At 42.4% G+C, this 17,029-nt stretch carries 17 protein-coding genes and 1 tRNA gene; 6 read left to right on the forward strand and 12 right to left on the reverse strand.

Annotated features, from left to right (window positions below; all coding sequences use genetic code 11):
- Positions 1 to 147 precede the first annotated feature (147 nt).
- Entirely contained in the window at positions 148 to 1,281 is a 1,134-nt protein-coding gene (nusA, locus tag Q8O20_RS01955; RefSeq protein WP_304738028.1) for a transcription termination factor NusA, read from the forward strand.
- Here nusA and Q8O20_RS01960 read toward each other — a convergent pair.
- Both Q8O20_RS01960 and Q8O20_RS01965 read right to left on the reverse strand, forming a co-directional pair.
- Positions 1,278 to 2,231 carry an ABC transporter permease gene (locus tag Q8O20_RS01960; RefSeq protein WP_305529770.1) on the reverse strand — a complete coding sequence of 318 codons (954 nt, stop codon included), beginning with the start codon at positions 2,229 to 2,231 and terminating at the stop codon, positions 1,278 to 1,280. The two genes, nusA and Q8O20_RS01960, sit on opposite strands and share 4 nt — an antisense overlap.
- A 75-nt stretch (positions 2,232 to 2,306) precedes the next feature.
- The gene (locus Q8O20_RS01965) at positions 2,307 to 3,647 is read right to left on the reverse strand and encodes a hypothetical protein (protein WP_305529771.1); all 1,341 of its coding nucleotides are present in this window, start codon (positions 3,645 to 3,647) and stop codon (positions 2,307 to 2,309) included.
- Between the two features lie 249 nt (positions 3,648 to 3,896).
- Here Q8O20_RS01965 and Q8O20_RS01970 point away from each other — a divergent pair, with 249 nt between their 5' ends.
- Positions 3,897 to 4,322, forward strand: a complete 426-nt coding sequence (locus Q8O20_RS01970; protein WP_305529772.1) for a hypothetical protein — start codon at positions 3,897 to 3,899, stop codon at positions 4,320 to 4,322.
- A gap of 42 nt (positions 4,323 to 4,364) precedes the next feature.
- On the opposite strand, the gene fabI is transcribed toward Q8O20_RS01970, so the two are convergent.
- The 4 genes from fabI to gap are packed head-to-tail and all read right to left on the reverse strand — an operon-like array spanning position 4,365 to position 8,164.
- Positions 4,365 to 5,189, reverse strand: coding sequence for an enoyl-ACP reductase FabI (gene fabI, locus Q8O20_RS01975; RefSeq protein ID WP_304738040.1), 825 nt, complete (start codon positions 5,187 to 5,189; stop codon positions 4,365 to 4,367).
- Between the two features lie 3 nt (positions 5,190 to 5,192).
- Positions 5,193 to 5,912: a triose-phosphate isomerase gene (locus Q8O20_RS01980; RefSeq protein WP_305529773.1), complete on the reverse strand. Its 720-nt coding sequence runs from the start codon at positions 5,910 to 5,912 to the stop codon at positions 5,193 to 5,195.
- 27 nt (positions 5,913 to 5,939) lie between these two features.
- Complete coding sequence (gene pgk, locus Q8O20_RS01985; RefSeq protein ID WP_304738046.1) at positions 5,940 to 7,130, reverse strand: phosphoglycerate kinase; 1,191 nt, start codon at positions 7,128 to 7,130, stop codon at positions 5,940 to 5,942.
- A gap of 29 nt (positions 7,131 to 7,159) precedes the next feature.
- Positions 7,160 to 8,164 (reverse strand): type I glyceraldehyde-3-phosphate dehydrogenase, encoded by a 1,005-nt coding sequence (gene gap, locus Q8O20_RS01990; protein WP_305529774.1) that lies wholly within the window; start codon positions 8,162 to 8,164, stop codon positions 7,160 to 7,162.
- 79 nt (positions 8,165 to 8,243) lie between these two features.
- Between gap and nadD the strand changes: the two genes are divergently transcribed.
- From nadD to Q8O20_RS02005, 3 genes are read left to right on the forward strand one after another with little or no spacing between them, the layout of a single operon-like run.
- Positions 8,244 to 8,777 (forward strand): nicotinate (nicotinamide) nucleotide adenylyltransferase, encoded by a 534-nt coding sequence (gene nadD, locus Q8O20_RS01995; protein ID WP_305529775.1) that lies wholly within the window; start codon positions 8,244 to 8,246, stop codon positions 8,775 to 8,777.
- A complete protein-coding gene (gene rsfS / locus Q8O20_RS02000) occupies positions 8,774 to 9,103 on the forward strand; it encodes a ribosome silencing factor (RefSeq protein WP_305529776.1) in 330 nt (109 codons plus the stop codon). The genes nadD and rsfS overlap by 4 nt, the downstream gene beginning before the upstream one ends.
- A 53-nt stretch (positions 9,104 to 9,156) precedes the next feature.
- Positions 9,157 to 9,867, forward strand: coding sequence for an ElyC/SanA/YdcF family protein (locus tag Q8O20_RS02005; RefSeq protein WP_305529777.1), 711 nt, complete (start codon positions 9,157 to 9,159; stop codon positions 9,865 to 9,867).
- 12 nt (positions 9,868 to 9,879) lie between these two features.
- Here Q8O20_RS02005 and Q8O20_RS02010 read toward each other — a convergent pair whose 3' ends face one another.
- From Q8O20_RS02010 to mqnP, 5 genes are all read right to left on the reverse strand, one after another.
- Positions 9,880 to 11,556: a formate--tetrahydrofolate ligase gene (locus Q8O20_RS02010; RefSeq protein WP_305529779.1), complete on the reverse strand. Its 1,677-nt coding sequence runs from the start codon at positions 11,554 to 11,556 to the stop codon at positions 9,880 to 9,882.
- A gap of 134 nt (positions 11,557 to 11,690) precedes the next feature.
- A tRNA-Arg gene (locus Q8O20_RS02015) sits at positions 11,691 to 11,767 on the reverse strand.
- A gap of 42 nt (positions 11,768 to 11,809) precedes the next feature.
- The gene (locus Q8O20_RS02020) at positions 11,810 to 12,325 is read right to left on the reverse strand and encodes a hypothetical protein (RefSeq protein WP_305529781.1); all 516 of its coding nucleotides are present in this window, start codon (positions 12,323 to 12,325) and stop codon (positions 11,810 to 11,812) included.
- Complete coding sequence (locus Q8O20_RS02025) at positions 12,322 to 12,843, reverse strand: hypothetical protein (RefSeq protein WP_304738070.1); 522 nt, start codon at positions 12,841 to 12,843, stop codon at positions 12,322 to 12,324. Before Q8O20_RS02025 ends, Q8O20_RS02020 begins: the two co-directional genes overlap by 4 nt.
- Positions 12,840 to 13,700, reverse strand: a complete 861-nt coding sequence (gene mqnP / locus Q8O20_RS02030; RefSeq protein WP_305529784.1) for a menaquinone biosynthesis prenyltransferase MqnP — start codon at positions 13,698 to 13,700, stop codon at positions 12,840 to 12,842. The genes Q8O20_RS02025 and mqnP overlap by 4 nt, the downstream gene beginning before the upstream one ends.
- A 73-nt stretch (positions 13,701 to 13,773) precedes the next feature.
- On the opposite strand from mqnP, the gene miaA reads away from it, so the two are divergent.
- Positions 13,774 to 14,667: a tRNA (adenosine(37)-N6)-dimethylallyltransferase MiaA gene (gene miaA, locus Q8O20_RS02035; protein ID WP_305529785.1), complete on the forward strand. Its 894-nt coding sequence runs from the start codon at positions 13,774 to 13,776 to the stop codon at positions 14,665 to 14,667.
- Here the strand turns inward: miaA and Q8O20_RS02040 are convergent.
- On the reverse strand, positions 14,659 to 17,016 hold the full coding sequence (locus tag Q8O20_RS02040) for a hypothetical protein (RefSeq protein ID WP_305529786.1): 2,358 nt from the start codon (positions 17,014 to 17,016) through the stop codon (positions 14,659 to 14,661). The two genes, miaA and Q8O20_RS02040, sit on opposite strands and share 9 nt — an antisense overlap.
- Positions 17,017 to 17,029: the final 13 nt, after the last annotated feature.

A 17,029-nucleotide genomic window follows, 5' to 3' on the forward strand; every position in this document is an offset into this window, starting at 1 on the left:
ATAGAGTTCTTGATATTAGGGGGATTATAGCGGTGATATGATAAATATCCTATTAAGAGAAATTTATGTATAATACATATCCTTCATAAAAAAGCTTTCCCAACCAACCAATTTTTTATGAGTTACCACCTAAAAGAGGATAGTCCTATGGAAAATATTTTAGACATTATTGACTCAATTGCTAACGAAAAAGGGCTTAACACCGATCGTGTTCAAGAGGCGATTAAAACCTCTTTTATTCAAACCGCCAAACGTATTATTAACCCTACTTTCGCTTTTGAAGCGGATATTGATGATCGTACTAAAACCGTCAAATTACGCCAAATCATTACTGTCGTTGCCGATGATGCTCCTGAAATTGAAGGGGAAGAAGCCGGTGCCTATATGGGTATCACGAGCGCTTTGGAGATTGACGAAGAAGCTGAGATCGGCGATCAGCTTCAAATGGAGCATGACATCGAAAGCTATGGAAGAAGTGCGTTCGCTACCTTGCACCGAGAGATTGAATTTCATATTCAACGCCTCGTAGAAAATGAACTCTACGACAAATATAAAAGTAAGATCAACCAAATCGTCTCCGGCCGAGTTACCCGGGTCGACAACGATCAAAATACGACCATCGAGATTGATGAAATTCGCGCAACACTGCCGATGAAAAGCCGTATTAAAGGGGAAAAATTTAAAGTCGGTGATGTCGTCAGTGCAATCGTTCGCCGTGTCCACGTCGATAAAGCCAACGGTATCTCTATGGAACTTTCCCGTACCTCTCCTAAATTCCTTGAAGAACTTTTGGCACTTGAAGTACCAGAGATCAAAGACGGTATCGTGGTCATCGAAAAATGTGCCCGTATCCCGGGTGAGCGCGCTAAAATTGCCCTCTATACCAACCGTCCTCAAATCGATCCTATTGGAGCGACCGTCGGTGTACGCGGTGTCCGTATTAATGCGGTAAGTGAAGAACTTTGCGGAGAAAATATCGACTGTGTCGAATACAGCTCATCCCCTGAGCTGTTTATCTCTCGTGCAATGAGCCCTGCTATCATCAGTGCCGTCGTCATCACCGAAGATGAAGGGGAAGAGAAAAAAGCAGTTGTTACCCTCCCAAGCGATCAAAAGTCTAAAGCAATCGGTAAAAGCGGCATCAATATCCGTCTTGCATCGATGTTGACGGGTTATACTATCGAGCTAAACGAAGTGGGCGGAAGTACTCAAATGGGTGAAAAAGCTGGGGAAGAGAAAAAAGAGGGGCTTAGCTCACTCGAAGCATTATTTGGAAATTAACGTTTCACAAACGGATTAAGCTTTAACAACACCGCATCGGCAATCTGATTGCCGATCAGCGTTAAAAACGCACTCATCATCAAAATCCCCATAATTACCGGATAATCCCGACTCATTGCCGATAGATAAAACAGTTGCCCCATCCCCTCGATCCCAAATATCGATTCCAATATCACCGACCCACCGATTAGCCCCGGCAACGATAACCCCAACATCGTTACAATCGGCGGCAAAAGATTCGGGAGAATATAACGGCGGATTATTTTCTTCTCCTCTATACCGCGAGAGCGGGCAAAATAGATATAGTCACTTTTGAGGATTTCAAGGGTTAGTGAGCGCACATACAGTACTAAACTCCCGATACCGACAAAGACCATTACAGCTATCGGAAGTGTTAAATGCCACGCCATATCGAGATAATACCCAACTCCCTCCGGTGGCTCCAACGAATGCATCCCTGATATAGGAAACCATCCTAACATAACGCTGAGAATCATCATCACAACCAGTGCCAGATAATATGACGGCATCGCAAAACTAAGCAATGCAAGCTGGCTCAAAAAGGTATCCGCTTTTTTCCCATGGGAAAGTGCCGCTTTGATCCCCATCCATAGTGATAACACAAATGTTAGTACCATGGCAATGATATTCATCCACAGCGTTACAGGCAGACGATCTGCCACGACTTCAGAAACCTGTGCACCGCTGACAAATGAAATACCGAAATTGAGTGTAATTAAATTACCTACCCAATCACTATATTGCTGTAATAGCGGTTTATTCAATCCATAGATTGCTTGTAATTGTGCAATCGCTTCAGGAGTCATATTGGGATTGAGTTCCCCTCCCATAAAACTGTTCGGTGCCATATGAATCGCCCCAAACGAGAGGAGAGAGATCAGAAAAAGCATTAAAAACGTGTAAAGCAATGATTTGAGAAAATATTTCATGTGAATGATTATAGCGAAAGTGTAAGGGGAAAATAAAAAGAGAGTTCACCCCAAAGGGGTGAGAAGTAAAAACTCTTAGAAGTTAAGAGTTAAGTATGCTTGAACTGAATCGTAACGTGAACCGTCAGCATTTACATTTGTATTTTGATCATCAGCATCTGTAGAGATATATGCCAAAGTTGCATCCAAAGGACCGAAAGATTTAGAAGCAGTAACTGCGACTTCAGTCATATTAGTATTATCAGCTCTACTTGCACCTAAACTTCTTAATGTAGCAATAACAGCGTTGCCAGTGTTATCAACTGAAACATTTGTATAGTATGTACCTAGTTTTGCGAAACCGGCATCGTACTCAGCCGTTACATTCCATGATGTTGCACCCGGAGCACCAACATACCCATAGTTCCACCATGCTTCTGTGTACAATTTAGATTGTCCAGCAACAAGGTTATTCGTTGCAGTATTTGCGATGTTCAATACACCGTCTTCATCAACATCAGAATAAGCTACTGATACTTTCAAGTTTTGAACACCTTCGTATCCAAGTTTGAACGCATAAGCATCAGAATCTTTAGCATTAGGAACGATACCGTTAACTACACCCTTAGGATCGATCTTCGCAAGTTGAGCACCGATTTTTACACCTTTAACTAACTCACAATTAATATCCGCTTGCAACCAATAAGCATCCGCTACACTTGATACATTGTAATACCATGCTTGTGCAGTAAGAGGTTTGAATGAGTTATTGACAGCCGCAACTGCGTATGCTCCTGCTTCACCGAATGTACTGTATTTAGCACCTGTAGCCATATAAGCATCAAGACCTACAGCCGAGCCGTTATCTTTCGTTGCAGCTACTTCACCTAATCCAGCCAATGGCGCCAAGTGGTTAACACCGTTCCCTTTTCCAACCCAAGCAGCTACCAAAGTAGTATCAGGAAGATCTTGGTTGATCAATACCGCTGCATCAAATGTATTTGCTGCAACTGACCATTTTTCAGAAAACGCTAACGGAGTATCAAGTTCCATGCGACCAAGTTTAGCCGTAGTTTTACCGATTGTTCCCGCCAACCAAAGTTCACTAATCCATGAGTTATCTTCTACACCGTTAGTGTGCCCAGATGTCCAAGTATTTGCTACCATGTTATTTTCTAAACCAAGAGTACTAACCGCATAGCCGGTTACACCGAATGATACACCTTTAAGCAAATCACCTGTTACACCAAGACGAAGTGCAGTATCTGCCGCACTATTATCTTTACCGAACATGCTATCGCTTGCCGGTGTAACTTGATCCAAGTTACTTGTATTGTAATAAACTTTAGCGTCACCATTTACTTTTACATTGTCTAACGCAAATGCGCTCGCTCCGAGCAACACTGCTGCTGCAAGACTCATTTTAACTAACTTCATTGATTCTCCTTAGGTTAAGCTTGACCTTATGTTTTGTTTCGTCGGAGTTAATTGTAACGCCGCTATTCTTAAACATAGCTGTAAAAAAAATATTTTGTTTACTTTCTATTTACCGATTAAAAATCCCTATTTTACGGAGTATGACATTTTTGTAAGATTTTTAAAATGAATAATCCTCATAAATCTGAGCCTCTTTATGGTATAGTTCAATTTAGTATTATTTTATCAAATAACTCAAAGGATTCTCACATGTCCCAAGTATCTCTTCTTGTCACGGCTACAGCTTCACTTTTAATCCTCTCCGGTTGTGCTAATCGTGAAGGGGTAGCCCCTTCTCAAAATAGTTCATTACATTCTATTTCACCTAGTACAACTGCCGCGAGCGAGGGTGGTGCAATGCAGCATTCCCTTGACAGCTGGCTCAAGGAAGAGTGGACACCTATGACGAAAATTGTCCCTGTTGAAACTAAAACAACGGCTCCGGATGGAACTGTTGTAACGACTACCACAATGGTTGAAGTGCCTGAAACTGATAGTAATGAATCTTTTACATTGCAAAAATATGCGGATAAGTGGAAAGTCTATCATGAAAGTAAAGCGAAGATGATGGAAGGGAAGCCGAAAGCACCTTCCCATATCGAAATGATGGGGACTCTTCCTGTTGTTGGTAAGTAACGTTTCGTAACATGGTTATTCCGCAATGTGCGGAATAGTCAATTAATTTCTTTCATCCCAGACGAAAACGCTTTTTCCTTCACTGTTTTTCTCAACTGCCGCCATTCCCATAATGTTATAGCCCGCATCGACGTAATGAACTTCACCGCTCACACCGCTTGATAAATCACTGAGAAGATACATTGCAGAATTACCAACCTCTTCGATCGTCACATTTTTACGTAATGGCGCATTGGACTCATTCCAATTGAGAATTTGTTTAAAATCACCGATACCGCTCGCAGCCAAAGTTTTAATCGGTCCAGCACTGATAGCATTAACGCGTTGGCCTTTGAGTGCACCCAGTTCTACCGCCATATAACGGACGGTTGACTCTAGCGCCGCTTTCGCAACACCCATAACATTATAATTCGGGATGTATTTCGGTCCTCCGAGGTAACTGAGGGTGATAATAGATGCACCCGGAGCTAAAACACTCTCCAAACGGTTCGTCAAATCGATCAACGAGTAGACCGAGATATCCATGGCAATTTGGAACGCACTTTTAGACGTTTTCATAAAGCCTTCCGTTAATGCCTCTTTCGGTGCAAAGGCAACCGAATGGACAAGAAAATCAATTTCTCCGAAATCGGCACGTACTTTTTCAGCGATAGAGGCCATATCTGCCTCATCCGATACATCGAGTTTGTAAACGGGAGAGTTATTAAAACCCGCAGCAATAGGCTCTACACGCTTTTGCAACGCTTCGTTAAGATAGGTAAACGCCATTTGCGCCCCTTGAGCATGAAGTGCTTGCGCAATCCCGTATGCGATCGATTTATCGTTGGCCAATCCGACGATCAACCCCTTTTTACCTTGCATTAACATCTATTATTCCCCTTTTTCTGTGTTTAATTCTGCTGCTTGTGCGATCATCTCGCAAAAATCGTTGGCACTGAGTGCAGCTGAGCCGACAAGAACACCGTCTACATTCTCCAATGCCATGATTTCGCCGGCGTTTTCTACTTTTACGCTTCCCCCGTATAAAAGAGGTGCGGACGTTTTTGCCCGAAGTGCTCCATGCAAGAGTTCAATGTCGCCATTTGTCGGAGTCAGCCCCGTGCCGATAGCCCATACCGGTTCATACGCAAGGATGAGATCAGGATAATTCAGATCAATACCCACAAATTGTTTTTCGATATACGCCATTAATGACGCATTCCCCTCTTCACGAATCTCAAGAGGTTCACCGACACAATAAACGATCGCAAACCCCTGCTCGGCAAAGAAACGAAATTTTGCCGCTATCTGCTCTTGCGTCTCACCGAGTATATGACGGCGTTCACTGTGTCCGATAAGGATCGTTTTGATTCCAAACTCTTCGAGCTGCTCTAAGGCAATCTCTCCGGTATACGCACCGTTTATGACGGGATAGCCGTTTTGTACTCCAATCAGTATATTACGGGAAAGGTCTTCCAATGCCGTAAACGGAGGAAATACAATGATCGTATCCGAGATATCGTTCGCACTGACAAATGACTCCACGACTGCCATATAGGCACGTGTCTCTTGACGCGTTTTATTCGCTTTAAAGTTGGCACACACTATCACAACGAACTCCTTCTAAGCTCTCATTTTTTATTTCAACAACGGTTTAACACCCGGAAGAATTTTTCCTTCCAACAACTCCAAAGATGCTCCGCCGCCGGTAGAGATAAACGTAATCTCTTCATCAAGGCCGATACGCTGAACCAAATCCGCGGTGTCACCGCCGCCCACTACGGTAGTTGCATAGGAATCGGCTACAAAATGGGCGATTTTATTGGATCCGCGTGCAAAGCGATCCATCTCGTAAACCCCCATCGGACCATTCCAAAGAATCGTTTGTACATCAGCTAAAATCTGACGATACAATCTCACCGTTGCCGGCCCGATATCCAAGCCCATCCAGCCCGATGGAATTTCTTGGATACTGCACAGGCGGCTCATAGCATCCGGTGCAAATTTCTCAGCGGCAACCACATCGACGGGAAGGTAGAATTTCACCCCTAACCGCTTCGCTTCATCCATAATATTGATTGCTTCACCCAGTAAATCATCTTCCACCAACGAGTTTCCGACATCGTGACCTAATGCTTTGAGAAACGTAAATGCCATCCCTCCGCCAATCAGCACTTTATCAACTTTCGGTAACAAGTTGATCAGTGCTTCAAGTTTACCGGAAACTTTCGATCCTCCGACAATTGCCGCAAACGGCCGAGTAGGGTTTTCCAACAAGGTTCCGAAAAATTGAATCTCTTTTTGGAGTAAGAATCCCGCAGCCTTATGAGCTTGATCAAAATGTTCCGTAATCCCCTCGACTGAAGCATGCGCACGGTGACTCACCCCAAATGCATCGTTAATGTAAACTTCTGCCATGTGAGCCAAGAGTGTGCTGAGTTCCGGATCGTTTTTCGTCTCCCCTTTTTCAAAGCGGAGGTTCTCCAACAATAAGATTTCTCCCCCTTTGAGTTCGGAAGAGAGTTTCTTCGCGCTCTCACCGACAACATCCTCTGCCATTTGAATATCAATTTTTAGAAGTTGATGAAGCCGTCTTGCAATAGGAGAAAGAGAATATTTCTCATCCGGTTCCCCTTTTGGACGACCGAAATGGGATGCTAAAATAATCGCACACTTTTGATCCAAACAATAACTGATAGTTGAAAGTGCCGAACGGATACGACGATCATCGGTAATATTGCCGTAGTCATCCATCGGGACATTAAAATCACATCGGATAAATACCTTTTTACCGTAAATGTCACACTCTTTAATATTCAATAATTCCATTTTTTCCTCTTACTGTAAGATTGATAAATTTATTTTTGACTGATATACAATGCCATTTCGATAAGACGATTGGAATAACCCCATTCGTTATCGTACCACGCCATAACTTTAATCATATTTCCATCGATAACTTGAATCAAATCGTCCGCCACTGTGGCACTGTACGGTGATCCGACAAAATCTTGAGAAACACGATAACGCTCATCCACTTCCAAAATCCCTTTCATTTCCTTCTTTGCATACGATTTAAAAAGACGACTCAGTTCCTCTTTAGTGGTGGATCGACTTACTAAAACATTTAAATCAACCATAGATACATCCGGAGTCGGGACACGAACACTTTGCCCGTGTAGCTTCCCTTCCAGATTGGGCAGAACAAGACTAATCGCTTTTGCCGCACCGGTCGTGGTAGGGATCATATTCAGTGCTGCCGCTCGTGAGCGGCGCATATCACTGCCGTGTGCAGAATCAATAATCGCTTGTCCGTTTGTATACGCATGAATAGTTGTCATCAACCCTTTTTCGATTCCGAACGCTTCATCCAAGATTCGGGCAATCGGTCCTAAGCAGTTCGTCGTACATGAAGCATTCGAGAGTATATCCTGACCTTCATACAAATGCTCATTAACCCCAAGTACAAACGTCGGTATTGCGCTATCTTGTGTCGGAGCGGAAAGAATGACCTTTTTAACCCCTTTTTCGAGATGGTGTTTTGTCGCCGCTCCACTCAAGAATAGGCCACTGCACTCAAAAACAACATCTGCCCCTAGTACACCGAAATTGACATTTTCAGGATCTTTTTCACACAATACACGAACTTTATTTTTTCCGATTTGGAGATACTCATTATCTATTATTGCGGCATCAACCGTGAACGAACCATGTACAGAATCATTTTGCAACAGATAAAGAATCATATCCATCGATGCCATGTCATTAATAGCGACAAGTTCGACATCATTACGCATAGCGATGAGACGGGTAACACAACGTCCGATACGTCCAAACCCGTTTAGTGCAATCTTCAACGCCATTACCTAATCCTAACCACAAATATAAGGGGCTATTTTACCAAAAATCGGTTATAATTTCGATTAAAAGAAGTTAAGGCTTATGAAGCTTGCACTCTATGGCGGAACTTTCGATCCGCCGCATGCCGGACACGTTGCTGTGGTATTGAAAGCTTTAGAAGTTTTGAGCATTGATAAGCTTATAATCGTCCCTGCATCGCGCAATCCATTCAAACCTTTTGCCGCTGTAGAGGGGACGATACGGTATGAGTGGCTGAGGGAAATTTTCAGCCCCTATGAAAAAGTTGAGATCAGCGATTTTGAAATCGCACAGCAGCGCAGTGTCTACACGATTGAAACGGTCAAACATTATGCACCTGTGTGTGATGAACTTTACCTCATCATTGGAGCAGATAATCTTGAAAAGTTGTCTTCATGGCACTGCTTTTATGAATTAAACGCGATGGTCCATTGGGTCGTCGCGACGCGCGAGGGTCGAGAAATCCCTCAGAACATGATTCGGCTCAATATCGACGTACCGATCAGTTCAACCGATATTCGCACCTCTTTCTCCTCTTTAGGATTGGAACCGAACATCGAAAAAAAAATTATTACATACTACAAGGAACACCAGTGAACCCACGAATTGAAAAGATCAGTGCAATTCTCGATCAAAATAAAGCTGAAGCTATCGAAGTATTCGATCTTCAAGGCGGTGATTATTTCGCCGATTACGTTATTCTCGCATCATCTTTGGGAGAGCGCCATACGATAGCACTCCTTGATCACCTTAAAAAAGGGCTTAAGCCTGATGAGCAATTTTTATATGTTGATGAGAGCGGTGATTGGGTCGCTATCGATTTAGGAGATATTCTCGTTCATATTTTGACACCGCAATACCGTGTTAAATACGATTTAGAAAGCTTTTTGGGTGAGATTACCGCACGCAAAAATAAAGCATAATCTGCAGAGCAGACTGCATGTTTGTAATTAAAAAGGCTATATCCTCCGTTCTTATGCCTTTTCCTCTCTTTTTTATAGCAATAGGGATCGGAATCTATCTTTGGTACCGAGGGTATTACTCCCGAGCCAAAAAATTTTTCCTCTTTGCTTTTGCTTGGATAACCCTTTTATCCTATCCCCCTTTTTCAGCACTGTTACTACAACCGCTCGAAAACGCTTATCCGAAAGTAAACTTAACTTCTGTTCATCCTCACTACATCCATGTTTTGGGAAACGGTCATACCACAAATCCGAATCTCCCTCTCTCCTCCGAGCTAGCTCTTGTATCTCTCGCACGTATCAATGAGGGGGTCATACTTTATAAAAGTTATCCGAATATGAAACTTATTTTCAGCGGATACGGAGGCGATGATCCAATCAGTAATGCTCGTAAAAATGCTCAAATGGCTATGGCATTGGGAGTTGATCCTAAAGATATTATGATTCTAGAGTCACCGAAAGATACACAGGATGAAGCGATCGCCGTCAAAAAAATCGTAGGGAAAAAACCTCTTATATTAGTGACATCCGCATCGCATATGGTACGTGCATCATTACTGTTTAGACAAAACGGTATCAATGTTACAGAAGCTCCGACAGATTTTAAAGTTAAAAAAGAAGAATCGTTATGGCAATTTCCATCAACATCGGGGTTGGCAATATCTGAAAATGCATTTCATGAGTATCTTGGATTGTTATGGGGAAAAGTGAAAGGGTATATCTAAAATGGATTTGTTTTAGAAAAGTCCGGTAATAACCCCATCATTATCAATATCAATATATTCTGCCGTCGGCACTTTCGGTAAACCCGGCATCGTCATCATATTACCGGCAATTGCAACGATAAACCCTGCACCGTTTTCCAGCTTAATGCCGCTTATTTCAACTGTATGCCCTTCAGGTGCCCCTCTTAAACTAGCATCTGTAGAAAACGACATTTGCGTTTTTGCCATACAAATAGGTAACTCTCCATAATGCTGCTGAAGCCTTTCAATTTCATTGCGAATACTCGCACTGGCCGTTATACCTTCAGCGCCATATATTTTAGTAGCAACCGTTTTGATTTTATCCCATAAAGGCAATGCATTATCGTATAAATAATTAAACCCTTCCGAATAATTATCGACGACATCCAATACTTCTTGTGCCAACGCTTCGGCACCTTTTCCTCCCTCAGCCCAGTGTTTGGAAACAATACATTTAACACCCAACGATTCACATTTCTCTTGCAATAGAGCAGTTTCAGCATCTGAATCAAAGGTAAAGTGGTTAACACACACGACAGCCGGCAATCCATAGTGAATCTTTATATTGGATATATGACGTTCCAAATTTGCAAATCCAGCCTCTAATGCTCCTAAATTTTCTTGATTCAGATGATCTAGTTCAATACCGCCATGAAATTTCAAGGCACGAATCGTAGCGACCAATACTACAGCCGAAGGGGCTAACTTTGCACTACGGCATTTAATATTCAAAAATTTTTCCGCCCCTAAATCTGCTCCGAATCCTGCTTCCGTTACCACATAGTCCGCCAGTTTTAAAGCTGTTTTAGTGGCGATAACAGAGTTGCACCCATGTGCGATATTAGCAAATGGTCCGCCATGTACAATAGCGATATTATTTTCCAAGGTTTGTACCAGATTCGGTTTAATGGCATCTTTTAAAACGGCTGCCATCGCGCCATGTGCTTTTAAATCGCTGGCATATATCGGAGTTGATTTATCCGATTTATAGGCAATTATAATGCGTCCTAAACGCTCTTTTAAATCTGCCCGATTGACAGCCAAGCACAAAATTGCCATCACTTCAGAAGCTACAACAATATCAAAGCCGTCTTCACGTAAATAACCGTTTGAAGAGCCTCCATGCCCTATCGTAATTTCACGCAATGCACGATCATTCATATCAACGACACGCTTCCATTTGATACGACGTGAATCTATCCCTAAAGCATTACCGTGATGGATGTGGTTATCAATCATCGCAGCTAACAGGTTGTGTGCTACAGCTATAGCATGAAAATCACCTGTAAAATGAAGGTTAATATCTTCCATAGGAACAACTTGGGAGTATCCGCCTCCTGCCGCCCCACCTTTTAAGCCGAAACATGGGCCCAAAGAAGGTTCACGCAAACATATAATCGTTTTTTTACCCAAACGGTTCATGGCATCGCCAAGTCCCACGGTAGTAGTAGTTTTTCCTTCTCCTGCCGGAGTCGGGCTGATAGCGGAAACGAGGATTAGCTTCCCCTCTTCTACCTGATGAGAAAGAGTGTCAACATATTCTAAAGAGAGCTTCGCTTTATAGTGCCCATACGGGTCTAAGTGTTCAAAAGGAATTCCATAGCTCTCTTTTACCAAATTTACAATAGGTTTCATTTTGGCATTTTGAGCTATTTCTATATCCGACATACTTTGTCCTAGTGTAATAAGTAATGGTTTTAAACTTTACCTTGAAATAGTTTAGTTGTTTGTTAATAGATAAAATTTTTCTATTAGTTTAGTTGATTTAACGGATGAATGTAGAAATGAGGAATTTTGAAAGATGGTGCGCCCGAAGGAATTCGAATCCCTGACCGCCGGTACCGCAAACCGGTGCTCTATCCAGCTGAGCTACGGACGCATCTTTTAAAGAGAACGAAATTATAGCTGATAAAGCTTATAACTATCTGAGTTGGTTAATTTTAAGGACGAATTCTACTTCTGCTTTCGATAAACGAAGTTCTTTGGCGATTGTATCGATTTCTATCCCCTGATTGTAACGGCTAATGACTTTCTCATCATCTAGCCCGCTGATCGAGGTGGGAAGAGATAGATTTCGTATCCGCTCTTCGAGGTAGCGCAAACGATTTTCCGTTTTTTCCTTGTACCCGCTAAAGCTCTCTTCAATATGGGTCAACGATTCCAAAATCGGGACAGAAAGTTCATTAACCTCACGACCGAGTTCGGCGTGGAGTGATGTTTGTTCACGAGGAACACTCTCTTGAAGTGATGTAATGATTTCCAGCTCTTGCTTCAGCCGTTTGTCCATTACAAAAAGCTCACGGTGCAGATCATCGACCGCTTTTGCAATAGAACGGATTTGAGAGGAGACTTCCCCCTCTTTCGTAATAACATAGTAGATAAGCCCCACAACCATAACCGCCAGAGCAATAAGTGCTATCTCAATGGTATAATTCATTCATACCCCTTTAGGTGACGAATGATTGCCCGCTCACGTGCCATCATATAGATTCCCCATTCATTGATATCTTTCTGATGCATCCGGACAATTTTAGCTAATGTAGGACTTTGGGCCTCAAAATAAAATCCCGCTTCTCTCATAGGATGAACCGGCATTTCAAGTCGCCCATAGTAATAGGTCCCACTTACCAATTGCGGTTCAAGAAGCTCAAAATACTCATACCCTATTCGTCCTATCTTAGCGTTATTTGACAGCGGAATTCTCTTCGGGGCGGTGTGAAGCAATGCCTGCTCTAAGCGATCAATTTTACGATAAAGTTCTACCAGCAATTGGACGACAATTCCATCGCTATCGCCCATCTCCCCTTTCCCTTTTGCATTTCGGAGCCACTGGGCGATTGCATCATTGTCCGCTTCACTTAATTGAATATATTCTCGCTCAAATTCGACCGAATTAACATTTTCTATTTCAAATCCGATATCCAACGGAGCTTCAATCAATCGTACATCACTCATAGACTCACCTTATCTAAAATAATCAATCCTATAAAAACAAATCCCAAATAGCCGTTCACCGTAAAAAATGCCCGATCAATTTTTGTAAAATCACGTCGTACCAAATAGTGCTCATACGTCAGCATCAGGGCTGAAAACACAACGGCAGCACTAGCGAATATCCCCAGTCCCGCCTCGTTTACAAACCATCCCCAAAACAAAATAGTTAGCATATGAAACAGCAACGAAATTTTGAGCGTCGCTCTAGCACCAAATCGAGAGGGGATAGAGTGGAGCCCGTTTATTTTATCAAACTCCATATCTTGCAGCGAATAAAGCAGATCAAATCCCGCTACCCAAAACACAACTCCGATACTGAGCAGCAGTGACCATAACGGCACAGCCCCCAATACCGCTATTGCCCCTGCCATCGGTGCAAGACCCAACGATATCCCCAAAACAATATGTGCCATTGAACTAAACCGCTTGAAATACGAATAGCTGAGGAGTACAACAAGAACAGGGAGACTCAGATAAAATGCCAGATCGTTGATAAAATAGGCAACGGCCATAAATACTAACGCATTGACCGCAGTAAAAATGGCGATGGAAGAGCCATCTAAACGGCCATCGACACTCGGTCGTCCTGCCGTGCGGGGGTTATGAATATCGAAAGCGCGATCGACGTAACGATTAAATCCCATGGCAGCGTTGCGGGCGCTGATCGCCGCTAACGCTCCTAAAATAAGGAGTTTAAACCCGAACCATCCATTGGACGCAACAATCATCGCAATAAAAATAAAAGGGAGGGAAAAGACGCTGTGCTGAAACATCACCAGCTCATTGAAATTTTGTAATCTTCTCGCCAATCGTTTCACACAAGCCCTTTTCAATCATAATCTCTTTATTTTATCGTAAAAACTCTTTAAGGGTGCGGGTATAATAACGCTAATGAAACAAATTGCACTCATCGGTTCCACTGCTTCCGGAAAAAGCGATCTCGCTTTAACCCTTGCACTAGAGAATAATGCCCTTATATTATCAATTGATTCACTCAGTATCTATCAGGAGATCGACATAGCCTCTGCTAAACCTTCTAAAACCGAACTCGCTTCCCTAGAGCATTTTGGGATCGATCGGCTCCGTCCGGATGAGAACGCTAGTGTCATAACCTTTATCGACGAATACCGCCGCCTTCGTGAAAAAGCTTTAGCTGAAGACAAAAATATTATTATTGTCGGCGGAAGCAGTTTTTATCTCAAAAGTATGATTGAAGGGCTCTCGCCAATTCCAAATTATTCTCCCGATACCCTTTATCAAACAAAGAACATGCTCCATGATTTGGATAAATGCTATCGTCTTTTGAATGGTATTGATCCGATCACGATGGATAAAATCGCTCCGACAGATGCTTATCGAATCGAAAAAATGCTCCTCATCTATCTCGAAGCCGGTGTTGCCCCATCTGAATGGTTTAGAAATAATCCCCCCACTCCCATTATCGCAGAGTGTCCGATACTCAATTTACACGTTGATCGCGATATTTTACGCCAACGTATTTCGATGCGAACGCAAAAAATGGCAGATTCCGGTTTGATCGATGAAGTAGCCGAGTTGGAACGACTTTATGGAAGAAGTCCCAACAGCATGAAAGCGATTGGAATTATCGAGACGTTAGAGTATTTAGACGCTAAAGTTACAAAATCGGAGCTGATTGAGCACATTGCAACCCATACCGCTCAGTTGGCCAAACGGCAACAAACCTTTAATGCCCATCAGTTTGAATTGAGTGCAAGCGGTACAGCAGATGAACTCTACAAGGCTGCGATCACTCTTTTAAAATAGTGCTAATGCATCTTTAGCTAATTTGCCCCACGCGGAGTTTTGATCGGCTTTGATACTGGCATTAAATGCCTCTCTGGCTTGGCGTTTATTCCCCAATTTTTGCTCAATAGCTCCGATCAAATACTGCTGACGAGAACGTTTTTCATTGGTCATTTTACGAGCGTTTAATGCTCTTAGCACTTTTAATGCATCGCCGTCTTTTCCTAAGTTTTGATACGATTCTGCCAACGTGAACTCAATATAAGGGCTTTGGGTATAGGTTTTAGTCCGCTCTTGCAACACCATAACTTTGCGGGCATAGGTCTGTGTGAGGGCTTCATCTTTACGTTTCAGACCCAAGCTTACCATTTGAGTATAGCGTTCAATATCTTTAAAAGCATTCGGGTAGGACGCTTCAATCGATTTGATATGACGAATCATCCCCTCACCGTCTCCCACTCTCTGTGCGGCGTCAAACATAGTACGGTAGATATCATTGAGAGGTGGATTTTTTTCGGCAGCTAAGAGGGTAATTAACTCATTTCCACCCTTGATCGCCCCCTTGTAATCTCCAAGACCAAATTGTGTTTTTACCATGCGCAAAAGCCAAACTTGACGCTCTTGGATTGATTTTGATTTGAGATGTCTTTGAGCTATTTTTTTGGCATTTTCATATTGGGTTGTTTTGAGGGCACAATTAAACAATGCCTCATCCCATTCGGGAAGAAGTTTTATTTTATACATCTTCTGAAGCTTCATAGCCTCCGTACATTTTCCCTCTTTTAAATGGACTTTTTCTAACCCGATCGCACTTTTTGAAATAATGGCATTCGTCTCAGGGTACTCAGCAGAATCCAAACGATAAAGATCACTCTCGATGTCCAATATCTCTTTGTATTTTTTCTCTTTTAATAAAAGTTGCGCTTTTTTGTACAACGCTTTTCGTCCGACACTGTCATTTCCGTAGCGTTCAATCAAATCGTTGTATTTTTTAATCTCTTTGGTCGTATTGTTGTCACCCTCTTCAAAAAACAAACCGTCTTTAGCCCGTCGGATCTCTTCAACAAATTCACCGTATTTATAGGTTTCAAGGTATTCATTAAACCGTTTGAGCGCTTCATTTCGTTTGCCCGCTTTCGCCAGTTGCATTCCAAGGTTTTTCAATAGTAATTGGTGCTTATCCAATTTTTTATCGGTATTGTTCAATAAAGCTTCAGTAATACGGGCAGCCGTTTTGGGATCCTTCCGATTCACAAATGCATCTGCTATTTCCATTGCATGATCGTAGACTTCACTGAAATAGTTAGGATTAACAGTCGCTATCTTATCAATGTACTCTGCCGACTTTTTGGTATTACCCTCGAGCATTTCAAGTTGAGCCAATTTAAATGCCGCTTTGGACGCAACCGCCATATCCGATGTCGATGCAAGTGCTTTTTGATAAAACATCATTGCTTTTTTCAAATCTCCGGAAGACTCTGACTGCTCGGCTTTAAAAATCATCCCCTGTGCCGCAAACGGACTATCGATTTGCTCATCAAAAAGTCGATCAAAAAAGTAATCGGCATCAAGTATTTGCCCTATTTTGCTATAGGCATTTGCCGTGTATGCCAATACTTCGGCGACACTTGTATCCGCAGAGTATTCGCGTAAAAATTTCTTAGATAATTCAAGAAGCTTTTCATATTCTCCAAGCTGATGGTAGGAACGGATTTGATAAAGTATCAATTCATTTTTAAAGACGGTATTGGGATACTCTTGAAGGGTATTTTTTGCACGATCGATCACTTTATGATAATCATTTGCGGCATATGCTTTTTTCATCTCCATATAGTCGGTTACATCCTGTACCCGTCTAATTTTGATGGGGTTCCCTTTTAAATCAAGTCCGCCGACATAAGGTGGGACGTTTTTTTGCACTTTAACTGGAAAATTAATGGATAATGCAGAAGGGGTAGAAAGATTCATCAGTGGAAGTGTTTTAGTATATCCGACAACATTCCAGTGTCGCGCTTTTTTCACGTCGCTTTGATACGTCTGCGACTCTTTGGAGAGGTCAAACATTTCCGGCACCAGCATCATCTTTGATTTAGGGATGATGGTTATTGTGTACCCTTTGGGTGTTGAAGAGGCACTAACGCTTAAAAGTCCATTGTCAATAGGGGATAAAGATTGTTTTGGAGCAGTTGAAAAACGGCAATCAACGCGACGTGTCTCACCGAATTCATTGTTTGTTGCCTGACATACAAAAGGGGCAGTGTGGCGGAGATGAAGAATACTGAACTTTTCTCCCTCCTCTTTACCGCTTTGAAGGGATAGTTCCAAGCCAAACAGGGGAAGACAAAGAGATAGTGCGATCCAGTATCTCAAGCCTTCCCCCTTT

This window comes from Sulfuricurvum sp. (assembly GCF_030691015.1).
In the GTDB taxonomy this organism is placed as follows: Bacteria; Campylobacterota; Campylobacteria; order Campylobacterales; family Sulfurimonadaceae; genus Sulfuricurvum.

Excerpts from the sequence above, each read along its gene's own strand:
- nusA (WP_304738028.1), top strand. The coding sequence starts at position 148 with ATGGAAAATATTTTAGACATTATTGACTCAATTGCTAACGAAAAAGGG.
- Q8O20_RS01960 (WP_305529770.1), bottom strand. The coding sequence starts at position 2,231 with ATGAAATATTTTCTCAAATCATTGCTTTACACGTTTTTAATGCTTTTT.
- Q8O20_RS01965 (WP_305529771.1), bottom strand. The coding sequence starts at position 3,647 with ATGAAGTTAGTTAAAATGAGTCTTGCAGCAGCAGTGTTGCTCGGAGCG.
- Q8O20_RS01970 (WP_305529772.1), top strand. The coding sequence starts at position 3,897 with ATGTCCCAAGTATCTCTTCTTGTCACGGCTACAGCTTCACTTTTAATC.
- fabI (WP_304738040.1), bottom strand. The coding sequence starts at position 5,189 with ATGTTAATGCAAGGTAAAAAGGGGTTGATCGTCGGATTGGCCAACGAT.
- pgk (WP_304738046.1), bottom strand. The coding sequence starts at position 7,130 with ATGGAATTATTGAATATTAAAGAGTGTGACATTTACGGTAAAAAGGTA.
- gap (WP_305529774.1), bottom strand. The coding sequence starts at position 8,164 with ATGGCGTTGAAGATTGCACTAAACGGGTTTGGACGTATCGGACGTTGT.
- nadD (WP_305529775.1), top strand. The coding sequence starts at position 8,244 with ATGAAGCTTGCACTCTATGGCGGAACTTTCGATCCGCCGCATGCCGGA.
- Q8O20_RS02005 (WP_305529777.1), top strand. The coding sequence starts at position 9,157 with ATGCCTTTTCCTCTCTTTTTTATAGCAATAGGGATCGGAATCTATCTT.
- Q8O20_RS02010 (WP_305529779.1), bottom strand. The coding sequence starts at position 11,556 with ATGTCGGATATAGAAATAGCTCAAAATGCCAAAATGAAACCTATTGTA.
- Q8O20_RS02020 (WP_305529781.1), bottom strand. The coding sequence starts at position 12,325 with ATGAATTATACCATTGAGATAGCACTTATTGCTCTGGCGGTTATGGTT.
- Q8O20_RS02025 (WP_304738070.1), bottom strand. The coding sequence starts at position 12,843 with ATGAGTGATGTACGATTGATTGAAGCTCCGTTGGATATCGGATTTGAA.
- miaA (WP_305529785.1), top strand. The coding sequence starts at position 13,774 with ATGAAACAAATTGCACTCATCGGTTCCACTGCTTCCGGAAAAAGCGAT.